The sequence below is a fragment of the Devosia sp. 1566 genome, assembly GCF_004005995.1.
In the GTDB taxonomy this organism is placed as follows: domain Bacteria; phylum Pseudomonadota; class Alphaproteobacteria; order Rhizobiales; family Devosiaceae; genus Devosia.
In genome coordinates, this window is sequence record NZ_CP034767.1 from 2,296,113 (window position 1) to 2,309,138 (window position 13,026).

Below are 13,026 nucleotides of genomic sequence, written 5' to 3' on the forward strand. Positions count from 1 at the left end.
CGTTGGTGCCGTCAAGCACTGCTGGGCAGCAGCGGCTGGACGCGTGGCTTGGTAATCGCCTGATAGGCCAGATTAATCGCCGCCATGCGCGCTGTAGCAACCTCGATCAGCTCCTCGGGCACGCCCTTGGCGATGAGACGATCAGGGTGGTGTTCGGCAACAAGAAGGCGATAAACGCGACGCACTTCTTCGGGTGGCGCGCCGGGAGTCAGGCCAAGCACGAGATAGGGGTCAAGATCGCTGTCCAGCATGACATGCTGGGCCGAGATCTGCTCGAAGCGCGCTTCATCAAAGCCGAAGATGTTGCTGACGGAGTGGAGATATTCCAGTTCGGCCTCATGCACCATGCCGTCGGCGGTCGCGATAAAGAACAGGCTATCGAGCACATGCTCGAGCGTGTCGGGACTGTCGGCGAAAAAGCGGCCGATCTTGCGGGCATAGCTTTCAAAACCCGCTACATCCTGCTTGGCCAGGTTGAACAAGCGCTCAACCTGAGGCTCCTGCTCCTGGGAGACTTCGACCGTCGCGTTGAAGGCACGCACTTCCGAGGCGGTCACCGCCCCATCGGCCACCGCCATCTTGGCCGATAGCGCAATCAACGCGAGGGTAAAGGCCGCGTCGCGTCCGCCCGGCAGCCAGGTGTCGGGATCAAGGATATTGGCAACAGAGCCGGCCAGTCCAGTGCGACGCGTGAACGAGCCGAGAAAGGCCGAGAGTTTCTCCCAGCGATCCTTGTTCTCTTCCACTTTGCGCACACAGCACAGCATTGCGGCTCCTTTCGGCAGCGTCCGGCGAACGACTCGTTCGTCAGTTGGGTTGGGAAAATACCGGCGGCGCGAGGCGGCGTCCACCACTCCCCGCGCATGCCAGCCCATCAGCGGAAGGGGACGATATAAACTTCCTCGACGGGCCCGATCAGGCGATCCCGGCCCCGGCGAACCGGTTCCTCGGGATAGAATTCTTCCTCAAAGCCAGCGGTCCTTCCGGATCCGCCCTGGCGCCGGTTGAGGAATTCGGAGAGCGGGCCGGACTCCCAGTCCTCCAGATCGTCGGCGTCGATCCGGCCACGGTCGGCACTGACAACATCGGGCGGAATGATCACGGGCTCATCCCGGATCGGTGCCACGGGAATCTGCGCCGGGGGACGCATGGACAGTGGCATCGGCACGGGTGCCACCTTCTGGGGCGGCAGCGAAGCGACTTCCACGGGGTCAACTCCAGGAGCCGCAGGCTCGAGGGGCGCAGCGGCAACGGCCGGAGCGGGAGCCGGAGCCACAACGGGAGCTGGAGCCGTCGGTTGAGCGGGGGCAGCCTGGGGCGCAGCATTGGCCTCGGTGATATAGGAAGGCATCGCCTTGCCGGACTCGAGGAACGAGTTCACCGGATCGCCGGGCTTGTTGCCGGTTTTTGCGGGCTCGGCCACGGGCTTGACCGGCTCTGCTGCCTTGGCCGGCGCCGCCGACTCAGCCTTGACGGGGGCGATCGCGGCTTGCTTGGCGGCGACCGGAGTTGTTGGTGCGCTGGCGACAGCTTCCTTTACCGGCTTGGCTGTGGGCCGTTCGCCCGCTGGCGCGGGGATCGGCGCCTGGGGCGAGATGACGGCCACGCGCTCGGGCTCGCCCAGCAGCTGGGCTGACAGCAGATCGGCGACGGGTACGCCGACAACAACAAACAGACCGGCCCATGCCAGGCCATTGGTGAGACGACGATCGAATTTCATGTTCTCAAACCCTGTTGTCCCGCCCTCAAAACCGGGAGAAAGACGGTTTTCATGGCCATTTCAAGGAGACCATGTCAGCCCGCCACATAGCGGCCACGCGCCTGAACAGAACCTGAACGGCATCTGGCCATGCCACCAGAACATGGTTAAGGCGGAATTAATTGGCGCGCCGACCCAGCAGCCGGGCAAGCGCCAGCACCAGGTTGGAGCGGTTGAGCGTATAGAAGTGGAAGGCGGTGACGCCTTCGTCGAGTAGCTCGGTGACCTGCTCTGCAGCCACGGCGGAGGCCACGAGCGCATGGGTTTCCGGATCATCGTCCAGGCCCTCGAATCGCTCGGCCATCCAGGGTGGGATGGAAGCGCCGCAGCGAGCGGCAAAGCCCGAGATCTGCTTGAAGCTGTGGATGGGCTGGATGCCGGGGATGATCGGCGCGGTGATGCCGGCGGCGCGAGCACGTTCCAGGAACCGCAGGTAGTCGGCGTTGTTGAAGAACATCTGCGTGATCGCGCGGGTGGCGCCGGCGTCGAGCTTGCTCTTCAAATTATCGATATCGCTCTGCCAATCGGGGCTTTGCGGGTGCCGCTCGGGATAGGCCGCGACGGAAATGTCGAAATCACCGATGCGGCGGATACCGGCGACGAGGTCCGCGGCGTTGCGGTAGCCTTCGGGATGGGGCGTGAAGGGCTGCCCTACCCCTTCCGGCGGATCGCCGCGCAGGGCAACGATGCGGTTGACCCCGGCGGCTTGATAAGCGCGCACGACGGCATCAACCTCGTCGCGCGTGGCGCCGACGCAGGTCAGGTGCGCGGCACCCGATAGCCCGGTCTGGTCGGTGATGCTCGACACCATGCGCAAGGTGCGTTCGCGCGTCGTGCCCCCGGCGCCATAGGTGACGGAAACGAATTCGGGGTGGAGCGGCGCGAGCTTGTGCAGGCTTTCCCAGAAGCGCTCCTCGGTAGCGTCGTTCTTGGGGGGGAAAAACTCAAAGGAAAGGTGAAGCGGCGGGCGCTTTTCCGCAAGTTGCCGGCTGGTGCGGTCGCTGTCTTCGATCATGGCTGTTCCATTCAAGTTTATGCGCAGAGGCGCCACAGGCAGACGGTCAGCCCGCGTTCGCCATTGTCACTGGGGAATTCCCGCACGGTCTGAACCTGCAGCCCGGCACTCGCGGCCCAACCGCTCATCTGCGCCTGGGACAAGCCCAGCCGACGATGCGCGTGCTCGGTGCGCAGGAATTCCAGTTCATGAGGGGCAAAATCGACAATCACCATCTGCCCGCCTGGCTTGAGCAATTCGCGCGCGCCCATCAGCATGCGGCCCGGATCATCGAAATAATGCAGGACCTGGTGGATCACGATGGCATCGGCGGGTCCGAGTGCCGGGTCGAGCTCGGCTATGTCTCCGAGCCGCACCTGCGCATGGGTTACGCCGGCCGAGCCAAGCCGCGCGCGCGCCACGCTCAACATTTCGCGGCTGGAATCAACGCCGATGCCGCGCTTGTAGCGATCGGCCAGCAGCTGGAGCATGCGCCCGGTGCCGGTACCCAGATCAACCAGCAACTCCACCGGCCCTGCCTGGAAGCCTTCAAGCACAGCCGATTCGACGGCGTCTTCAGGAACATGGAGCGTTTTGAGCAGGTCCCAGCTGCCGGCGACCTTGGCGAAGTAATGCGCCGCCTGCGCCTGCTGGGCGGCACGCACCTCGGCCTGCCGTTCGCAGTCGCGCACCCGCTCCGGGTCGGTGTGATCCACCCGCCCCACCAGCCATTGCGCAACCGCTCCCGCTTCGCCGTCCTGGGCGAGGCCGTAATAAGCCCAGGCGCCCTCGGCATTGCGTTGCACGAGGCCAGCATCGGCTAGGAGCTTGAGATGGCGCGAAACGCGCGGCTGGCTTTGATCAAGGATTTCGGTCAGGTCCTTGACGGAATGATCCCCGCCAGCGAGTAAAGCCAGAAGGCGCAGGCGAGTCCCCTCACCTGCCGCCTTGAGCACTCCCACCAATTCCGCCAACTCAGCCATCAGCCCTCACGAGATATAAAGATATCTTTATATCCCTTTGGGACGGAGGTCCAGAGGCTTGGGCCTAGGCGGAGGCGCGTTCGTCGGTCGCGGTGCGCTTGCGGAAGGAATGGGCCCGCCACAGCGCAAATATCTCGTCGGCTTCCTCGCGATCCATGCCAACGAAACGCTGCTGGATCAATGCCTTGTCTTCGGCACTGGGCAGATCGCGCCAGGGCAGCACGGCAAAAAGGGCTGCAAACAGGTCGGGCGCAACGCCCGCGGCCTTGAGCGCGACGCTTACCGCGACATAGTCCTGGCTCGCGAGCCACTTCACCACCACTTCGGGGGTGATGCGCAGCATTACGCTAATGGCAGCGGCCGCGTGGTGGCCATAGCCAAAGCGAGCAAAGCGCGCGAGCGCGCGGTCGTCCAACTGCTTGCGATCGGACAGCGCCTTGACCTGGTTATAGGCCAGCTTCCACTCGGAGGCGGCAAAGCCGACGCCATTGCGGATGCGGTTGAACACCACCGCGTTGACCTTGCCAGCGGCCACCGGATCCAGCGTGCTTTCGGCCCGCGAGAGATCTTCCAGCACCTTATCCGACAGCTGGTGGATCTCGCCGCGCAGCGACTGCCAATCCAGATCGTGCCGGCCGCGCAGGTCATGGGCGATCTCGGCGTCCTGGGTGGCGCGGGCGACCAGCTTTTGCAACGTCGCCCGGTCGAACTCGGCATGGGAATTGCGCACCAGCCGCACCAGCGAGGAAGTCTCGCCATGCTCGATAATGGCCTCGCCCACCCGTTCGGGCACGCTGGGGCGACTAGCAATGGCGACACGATGCGCTTCGCTCTGCTTGCTGATGATGTCGATCAGATCGTCGTCACTGAGGACATTGGAGAATTCGAGCAGCGGACGCGCTACTTCGATATCATCATTGGCGAGCTTGACCACGACAGTGCCCGGAGCGCGTTCCAGTGGCGCCAGCAACTTGGCGACATGGGCGCGCGCTTCCACCTCGACCAGCTCGGCCAGGTGGCAAAGCACCTCGTCATACTGGGCAACCTGCTCGTCGTCGCAGCGGTCGGAAACATAGCTGAACAATTGCGCCATGTTGCGGAACAGCTGTTCGCGCTCGGAGTGATTGTCCTCGCCATTCAAGACCCGGAAGCTGGAGAATGCGCGTTGGCCTTGATCGAGTTCGTTCATCGGTGGTCTCCACGACTATGCGTAGAACCACCCTGCGCCCGCACTCGCTTGCGCCCGGTCAAACGGATGCGGAGCAATTGACTAAAATTGTACGCAACCAGATAGAAGAAGGGGCGCAACCAGTGCGCCCCTTCCATCATCTCTGCGACTTAGTGCGAGCCGACTTCGCTGCTGTGGCTGGTGCTGATGCTCGAGGTCTTCTCGGCATCGGTTTCGCCCTTCACCTTGACCAAAGCCGCCCGGACGCCGGCGCCATAGGCCGGGTCCACCTGATCGAACAACGCCAGCTGGCGATCTTCGATGAACTGGGGGATGCCGTTCATGGCTTCGGCAATGTTGGAGAACAGCCGCTGGCGCTGGCCTTCGTCAAAAAGGGCAAACAGTGCCCGCGGCTGGCTAAAGTGATCGGCCGTGCCACGGAAGTCATAGCGGCCCACAACGCCTTCATAGCGGTGCGGTGGTTCGGCAAAGCTTGGATCTTCCACCGGGCCGCCAAAGCTGTTGGGCTCGTAATAAGCGTCCGCATTGGTGCGCATACCGAGCGTGGCTTCGCCGTCGCGATGATAGTGATGCACCGGGCAGCGGGGCTTGTTGACCTCGATCGACTGATAGTGGACGCCGATACGGTAGCGCTGCGCATCGGGATAGGAGAACAAGCGGCCCTGCAGCATCTTGTCAGGCGAAAAGCCAATGCCTGGGACGACGTTGGACGGGTTGAACGCAGCCTGCTCGATGTGCTGGAAGTAGTTCTCGGGGTTCTTGTTGAGCTCGATCTCGCCGACCTTGATCAGCGGATAGTCGGCATGGGGCCAGACCTTGGTCAGGTCGAACGCGCTCCAGCCGGTGCGGCTCTCAAACTCGTCTTCTTCGCCTTCCGGCATGACCTGGATGAAGAAGGTCCACTTGGGGAACTGACCGTTCTCGATCGTGGTGTAAAGCTCTTCCTGGTAGCTCTCGCGCGACTTGGCAATGACGCCCTCAGCTTCACGATTGGTGAAGGTGCGGTGGCCCTGCTGGGTCTTGAAGTGGAACTTCACCCAGAATCGCTCGCCATTGGCATTCCACATTGAGAAAGTGTGGGAGCCGTAGCCGTTCATATACATCGGCGCCTGGGGGATGCCGCGGTCGGACATCAGGATGGTGACCTGGTGCAGCGATTCCGGGCACAGCGACCAGAAATCCCACATGGCGGTACCCGAGCGCAGATTGGTGCGCGGATGGCGCTTTTGAGTGTGGATGAAGTCAGGGAACTTGTAGGGATCCGCGACAAAGAACACGGGCGTGTTGTTGCCCACGATGTCCCAGTTGCCCTCTTCGGTATAAAATTTGAGCGAGAAGCCGCGCACGTCGCGTTCTGCGTCGGCGGCACCCTGCTCGCCGGCCACGGTCGAGAAGCGGAGCAGCATTTCGGTTTGCTTGCCAACATGCGAGAACAAGGCGGCACGGCTATAACGCGTGATGTCCTCGGTGACGGTCAGGGTGCCATAGGCGCCCCAGCCCTTGGCATGCACCACGCGCTCGGGAACGCGCTCGCGATTCTGGTGCGCGAGCTTTTCAATCAGCTGGTAGTCCTCGAGCAGCACCGGGCCACGCGGGCCGACGGTCTTGGCATTCTGGTTATCGGTAACCGGCGCACCGGCGGTGGTGGTCAGTCTTGGTCTGTCGCTCACGAGAAACTCCTTGCGCCAACGAGTCAGCAAGCTGGACCCGTTCTAATCTGGCAGCTTTGTGCCCAATCAATCTTCATCAGGCAAATTGATTGATCTTCTTAATGCGATAAGATGAACCTATCATGAGCTTTACCCTCAAACAGCTTCGCTACGCCATCGCGGTCGCCGATCTCGGCCATTTCGGCCGAGCGGCCGCCGCCTGCAACGTTACTCAACCCGCACTTTCCCAGCAAATTCAGTCACTTGAAGCCTGGTGCGGAATCCCGATCTTCGATAGACTGGTGCGGGAAGTGCGCCTGACGCCCTTTGGGCGCGAGTTCGTTGGGCGGGCCCGCCCGCTGCTATCGGGAGCCGAGGCGCTGGCGAGTTTTGCCGCCGGGCCCGCCACCGCGCCCGACCGACCGCTCAGGTTCGGGCTGATTCCAACTGTGGCGCCCTATCTGCTGCCCGATGTTTTCCCGGCCCTGGCGCAGCGGCTGCCCGAAATGCGCTTTGCCATCAGCGAGGACCGCACGGGCGCCTTGCTGGCGGCGCTGGGCGACGGGAGCCTTGATCTGGCGCTGATCGGCTCCGAGCTGCCAAGGGGCGGCCCCAAGCTGAGCAGCCTCCCCTTGTTCGAGGATCCCTTTGTGCTGGCCACGAGTTTGGCGGAAGCGCGCCAGGGTCCGGTATCGCTGGCCGGCGTGCCGCCTGAGCGCATCTTGTTGCTCGATGAAGGCCATTGCTTTCGTGACCAGGCCATTGCGGCTTGCGATCTCGGCAGCGAGCTATCGAGCCGTACCTTTGCCGCCACTTCGCTGTCGACCATTGTGGAATTTGTTGCCGCCGGCCAGGGCGTGACGCTGTTACCCCGGATCGCTTTGCGCAAGGAAGCGGGCGACCGCATCGCCATCCACCCCTTGGCGCCGCCCCGCCCAGGCCGGCGCCTATCGCTCGTATGGCGAGATGGCTCGCCATTTGCCGGGGTGTTTGAACAAGTGGCCGAGCTGATCCGCGAAACCGGGATGGGCGAGGCCAAGGCTAGCCCGCCGGGATGGGCTCCGCGGGCAGCCGGCGATTGCGGAAGCTGTCATAGCTGAACACGGCAAGGGACAGCCAAATCAGCCCAAAGCTGAGGAGCCGCACACCGTTGAGCTCCTCGTGGAACACGAAGACGGCGACCATGAACTGCAGGGACGGCGAAATATATTGCAGCATGCCGATCGTGGTCAGGCGCAGCCGCTGCACGCCATAGGCGAACAGCAGCAGCGGCACCGCCGTGGCGGGGCCGGTCAGCATGAGCAGCACCATCGTGCCCGGATCAGCATGGGCGCCCCAGCCATAGGTCGCGATGTTGAAGACGACATAAGCCAGGGCCGCCGGAGCCAGCAGCACCGTTTCCCCGAACAGGCCCGACACCGGGCCGGCCATCACCGTTTTGCGGAAGTAGCCGTAAAAACCGAAGGTCAGCGCCAGGCCGAGCGCGATGAAGGGAAAGCTGCCCATGCCGATGGCCTGGAGCAGGATGGCGAAGGCCGCGATGGCGATGGCAATGGTTTGCAGCCGGTTCTGCCGTTCCCCCAACAGCACCATGCCCATGGCGACATTGACCAGTGGGTTGATGAAATAGCCAAAGCTGGCCTCGATTACCTGACCGGTTTCCACCGCCCAGATATAAAGCAGCCAGTTGCCGCCCAGCAGCACCGCGGACACCAGCATGATGATGGCCTTGCGCCGATCGGCAAAGAGAGCGCGAACTTCGCCGAACTTGCGCGTGACGAGCAGGATAACGCCCAGGAGCAGCAACGACCACAGCGTGCGCTCGGCCACGATCATCACCGATCCCACCGCATCGAGCTGCCGGAACAGGAGCGGCAGGAAACCCCAGCACAGGAACGTGCCAATGGCGGCAAGAACGCCGGTGCGCGCGTCGCCGCTTTGCGGGCGCGTCGTGGATGGGGACGTAGCGGGGGAAGTTGGCGCGGACATGGGATGCTCCGCCCCGGAACCGGGGCTCGGGTGTCCTTAGCAGGGGCGTGACAGCGGCGCCAAGACTCTTGTGGTCACCGGCTAGTCGAGCTCAGGCGAGCCGCCGCCTTCGATGGCGTGGAGGAACTGCAGCAGCAGCGTGTTGACCAGATCAGGCCGCTCGATGCTGGGCAGGTGGGCGACGCCTTCGAGCACCGCGGCAAAGGCGTTGGGCATTTCTTCGGAGAGATGGTCGTGCCGCTCGATCAGGGCACCGAAGTCCTCGTCGCCCACCAGCAGCAAGGTCGGGGCGGCAACCTCCCCTACCCGGCTCCAGGCTTCGGGCGCGCGCTCCCCTTGCGTGAGTTCGGGCTTGCGCAAAGCAATGCCGTTCATGTCGAGGAACAGCTCGCGCACGGCCCCGCCAACGCGGCCGCTTGGGGCGCGCGGACCATCGAGCCACTGATGGGCCTGCACCTTGTTGAGCATGTCGAGATCGCCGCGCTCATAGGCGTCTTCCTCGGCCGCTTCCACCGCCGCTTCCATGTCCGAAGTGCTCCAGGGCGCGCCGGTCACCGAGGTGCCGAGCAATGCGAGACCGATGATGCGGCCGGGATGGCGCAGGGCAAAATCGATGGCAAGACCACCCCCGAGCGAGCAGCCCACGAGCACGGCGGCGTGGATGTCGAGGGCATCGAGCAGCGCTTCGAGATCATCGAGATGGCTGAAGGGCTCGTCGGGGCTTTGGGTTTCGCCAAAGCCGCGACGGTCATAGGTGATGGCGTGCCAGCCCGCAGCGGCAACCGCCTGCATCTGGCTGGCCCACATGCGGCTGTCGGCAACGCCGGCATGCAGGAAGACGACGGGCAGGCCCTCGCCCAGTTCGGAGCCGGCCAGGATTGCCTGGCCGATCTCGATGTCGAAGGGCTCGCCCATCATCATTGGTCCGATCAGCGCGTCAGCGGCTTATAGGTGGCGCGCTTGGGATTGACCGCATCCGCGCCGAGGCGCCGGACCTTGTCGGCTTCGTAGTCGGCGAAGTTGCCCTCGAACCATTCCACATGGCTGTCGCCTTCAAAGGCCAGCATATGGGTCGCGAGCCGATCGAGGAACATGCGATCGTGGCTGATGATCACGGCGCAGCCGGCGAATTCCTCGAGCGCTTCTTCGAGCGCCGCAAGGGTTTCGGTATCCAGATCGTTGGTCGGCTCATCGAGGAGGAGGACGTTAGCGCCCGACTTGAGCATCTTGGCCAGGTGCACGCGGTTGCGCTGCCCGCCCGAAAGATTGCCCACCTTTTGCTGCTGATCGCCGCCCTTGAAGTTGAAGGACGAGGTATAGGCGCGCGAATTGACCTCGCGCTTGCCCAGCATGAGGATTTCGTCGCCCTCCGAGATCTCTTCCCACACAGTCTTGTTGGGGTTGAGGCTGTCCCGGCTCTGGTCGACATAGCCCATATGGACATTTTCGGCGACCTTGATGGTGCCGGAGTCAGGCTGCTCCTGGCCGGTCAGCATCTTGAATAGCGTGGTCTTGCCCGCGCCATTGGGGCCGATAATGCCCACGATGCCGCCCGGGGGCAGCTTAAAGGTGAGATTGTCGATGAGGAGGCGATCACCAAAGGATTTGGAGAGGCCTTCCACGTCAATGACGTTTTGGCCCAGGCGCTCGCCCACCGGAATGATGATCTGGGCGGTCGAGGACTGCGTCCGCGCCTCATTGATCTTGACCAGTTCGTCATAGGCCTTGAGGCGGGCCTTGCTCTTGGACTGGCGCGCCTGCGGGGACTGCCCCATCCATTCGCGTTCCCGCTCGAGCACCTTGGCGCGGGCCTGGTCTTCGCTCTTTTCCTGGGCGAAGCGCTTGGCTTTGGCGGCGAGATAAGCCGAGTAATTACCTTCATAGGGCACGCCGCGACCACGATCGAGTTCGAGGATCCAGCCGGTGACATTGTCGAGGAAGTAGCGATCGTGGGTGATGATCAAAACGGCGCCGGCGAATTCGCGCAGATGGCGCTCCAGCCAGGCGGTCGTTTCGGCATCGAGATGGTTGGTGGGCTCGTCGAGCAGCAGCAGGTCGGGCTTGCTCAGCAACAGGGCGCACAGGGCCACGCGGCGGCGTTCGCCGCCTGAAAGCTTGGTCACGTCGGCTTCGCCCGGAGGGCAACCCAGGGCTTCCATCGCCACCTCCACCTGGGACTCGAGGTCCCACAGGTTTTCGGCGTCGATCTGGTCCTGCAACTTGGCCGCTTCATCGGCGGTCTCGTCGGAATAGTTCATCATCAGCTCGTTATAGCGATCGATGACGGCCTTCTTTTCCTTGACCCCGGTCATGACATTGCCGAGCACGTTGAGCGCCGGATCAAGCTCGGGCTCCTGCGAGAGGTAACCGAGCTTGGCGCCCTGGGCCAACCAGGCTTCGCCGGTGAACTCGGTATCGATGCCCGCCATGATCTTGAGCAGGGTCGACTTACCCGAGCCGTTCGGACCCAGCACGCCGATCTTAGCATCGGGGTAGAATGACAGGTGGATGTTGTCCAACACCTTCTTGCCACCGGCATAGGCTTTGGACATTCCGCTCATGTGATAGATAAACTGGCGAGCCATAGGCTTGCGACCTCGTAGGAACCTTGGTTTGGGCTGCTATGTAGGCCAAGCCGAGCGCTACGGCAATGCGCCCGTAGGTAGCGGAGCCGCCGGCGAGTGCCGCCACGCCTGTGTCACCACCGCGCCCTTGCGTAACCAGCTTGGGAACGCCGAGCCCACTCGCCCCGTTGCGCCCCCTGTTGTTCAGGGAGCCGCCATGACTGCCAATCTTTGGTACAAGAACGCCGTAATCTATTGTCTTGACGTCGAAACCTTCATGGATGGAGACGGCGACGGCGTTGGGGATTTCGCCGGGCTGGCGCACCGGCTCGATCACCTGGAGCGGCTGGGGGTCAACTGCATCTGGCTAAACCCATTCTACCCCTCGCCCAATCGCGACAACGGCTATGACATAACCGATTACTACGGGGTCGATCCGCGCTACGGCAATCTGGGTGATTTCGTCGAGTTCATGCAGGCAGCCCAGGACAGGGGCATGCGCGTGATCATCGACCTGGTGGTGAACCACACGTCCATTGATCATCCCTGGTTTCAATCGGCGCGACAAAGCGAGGACTCGCCCTTTCGCGACTGGTATGTGTGGAGCAAGGAAAAGCCCGACAACATCACCGAGGGCGTGGTGTTTCCGGGCGTGCAGGAAGCGATCTGGAGCTTTGATCGCAAGGCGGGCGCCTGGTATCTGCACCGCTTCTACAAGCATCAACCCGATCTCAATGTTGCCAATCCGCAGGTTCGCGCGGAGATCCTCAAGATCATGGGTTTCTGGCTGGCGCTTGGCGTATCGGGTTTCCGGGTCGACGCTGTCCCGTTCCTGATCGAGGATATGGGCCTACCCAATGGGGGCACGCAGGACCCGTTCTCGCTGCTCAACGACATGAAGGATTTCATGACTTGGCGCCGGGCCGGCTCGGTGCTGCTGGCGGAAGCCAATATTGAATACGAGCTGGCTGAAGATTATTTCGACGGCGGCAACCGGATGAGCATGATCTTTGACTTTCCGGTCAACCAGACGCTGTTCCTGTCGCTGGCCCGCCACACAGCCGCGCCGGTGCGCCAAGCGCTGATGCACCGGCCCGATCCGAATGGCATGGGGCAATGGGCCAGTTTCCTGCGTAATCATGACGAGCTGGACTTGGCGCGGCTGACCAAAGCCGAGCGTGGCGAAGTGTTCGCTGCCTTTGCGCCCGACACCAATATGCAGCTCTATGGTCGCGGTATCCGCCGACGCCTGGCGCCAATGCTCAGCAACGATCAGGCGCTGATCCGCATGGCGCAATCGCTGATGTTCGCGCTGCCGGGCACGCCGGTGATGTGGTATGGCGAGGAGATCGGCATGGGCGAGGACTTGTCCCTCAAAGAGCGCGAAGCGGTGCGCACGCCCATGCAGTGGAGCGACCAGCGCAATGGCGGTTTCTCGACGGCCGAGGCGGCTGCCTTGTTTCGGCATGTGCCCGAGAAGGGACCCAATGGCTGCGAGCGGATCAACGTAGCCGAGCAGATCAGCAACCCCGATTCCCTCCTGCACGCTGTAACCGGCATGATCGCGGCTCGCCGCTCGGCCCCGGAAATTGGCTGGGGTGAGTTCGAGGTGGTTGACCTCGGCACCGACGAGGTGCTGGCGATGAGCTATCGCTGGCGCGGCGGGCACGTGGTGACACTGCACAATTTCACCGACAAGCCAGTGAGCTTCCCGCTCGAGATCGAAGGCATCGAGCACTTTGTGCCCCTGCTTTCGGACGCGGATAATCGCACACCTTTCAACAGCGGCGCCAAACTCACCTTGCCTCGTTTCGGCTATTGCTGGCTGCGCTGCGGGGGCGAGCGGCACTGAAAGCGGAACAGAGCCACGCGAGTGCCGTTATGCCTCAACGCAAAAAT

The 13,026-nt window shown here is 63.0% G+C and carries 11 protein-coding genes; 2 read left to right on the plus strand and 9 right to left on the minus strand.

All coding sequences use genetic code 11. The features are described 5' to 3' along the window. Positions 1-11 precede the first annotated feature (11 nt). The 6 genes from ELX51_RS11095 to ELX51_RS11120 all read right to left on the minus strand — a co-directional run bounded on the left by ELX51_RS11095 (position 12) and on the right by ELX51_RS11120 (position 6,595). The gene (locus ELX51_RS11095) at positions 12-767 is read right to left on the minus strand and encodes a DnaJ family molecular chaperone (protein ID WP_127753575.1); all 756 of its coding nucleotides are present in this window, start codon (positions 765-767) and stop codon (positions 12-14) included. A 107-nt stretch (positions 768-874) separates the two neighbouring features. Continuing rightward, positions 875-1,720: a hypothetical protein gene (locus tag ELX51_RS11100; RefSeq protein ID WP_127753576.1), complete on the minus strand. Its 846-nt coding sequence runs from the start codon at positions 1,718-1,720 to the stop codon at positions 875-877. A gap of 157 nt (positions 1,721-1,877) precedes the next feature. Then, entirely contained in the window at positions 1,878-2,774 is an 897-nt protein-coding gene (gene metF, locus ELX51_RS11105) for a methylenetetrahydrofolate reductase [NAD(P)H] (RefSeq protein WP_127753577.1), read from the minus strand. A 17-nt stretch (positions 2,775-2,791) separates the two neighbouring features. Next, a complete protein-coding gene (locus ELX51_RS11110) occupies positions 2,792-3,736 on the minus strand; it encodes a metalloregulator ArsR/SmtB family transcription factor (RefSeq protein WP_127753578.1) in 945 nt (314 codons plus the stop codon). A gap of 64 nt (positions 3,737-3,800) precedes the next feature. Further along, on the minus strand, positions 3,801-4,925 hold the full coding sequence (locus ELX51_RS11115; RefSeq protein WP_127753579.1) for a DUF2336 domain-containing protein: 1,125 nt from the start codon (positions 4,923-4,925) through the stop codon (positions 3,801-3,803). A gap of 149 nt (positions 4,926-5,074) precedes the next feature. Beyond that, positions 5,075-6,595, minus strand: a complete 1,521-nt coding sequence (locus ELX51_RS11120; RefSeq protein ID WP_127753580.1) for a catalase — start codon at positions 6,593-6,595, stop codon at positions 5,075-5,077. Positions 6,596-6,717: 122 nt separating this feature from the next. On the opposite strand from ELX51_RS11120, the gene ELX51_RS11125 reads away from it, so the two are divergent. Next, positions 6,718-7,674: a hydrogen peroxide-inducible genes activator gene (locus ELX51_RS11125; protein WP_127753581.1), complete on the plus strand. Its 957-nt coding sequence runs from the start codon at positions 6,718-6,720 to the stop codon at positions 7,672-7,674. Here ELX51_RS11125 and rarD read toward each other — a convergent pair. The 3 genes from rarD to ettA all read right to left on the minus strand — a co-directional run bounded on the left by rarD (position 7,616) and on the right by ettA (position 11,148). Beyond that, entirely contained in the window at positions 7,616-8,563 is a 948-nt protein-coding gene (gene rarD / locus ELX51_RS11130) for an EamA family transporter RarD (protein WP_127753582.1), read from the minus strand. The two genes, ELX51_RS11125 and rarD, sit on opposite strands and share 59 nt — an antisense overlap. Positions 8,564-8,644: 81 nt before the next feature. Further along, on the minus strand, positions 8,645-9,484 hold the full coding sequence (locus tag ELX51_RS11135; RefSeq protein ID WP_127753583.1) for an alpha/beta hydrolase: 840 nt from the start codon (positions 9,482-9,484) through the stop codon (positions 8,645-8,647). Between the two features lie 8 nt (positions 9,485-9,492). Further along, on the minus strand, positions 9,493-11,148 hold the full coding sequence (ettA, locus tag ELX51_RS11140) for an energy-dependent translational throttle protein EttA (RefSeq protein ID WP_127753584.1): 1,656 nt from the start codon (positions 11,146-11,148) through the stop codon (positions 9,493-9,495). Between the two features lie 196 nt (positions 11,149-11,344). Between ettA and ELX51_RS11145 the strand changes: the two genes are divergently transcribed. After that, positions 11,345-12,979, plus strand: a complete 1,635-nt coding sequence (locus ELX51_RS11145) for an alpha-amylase family protein (RefSeq protein ID WP_127753585.1) — start codon at positions 11,345-11,347, stop codon at positions 12,977-12,979. Positions 12,980-13,026: the final 47 nt, after the last annotated feature.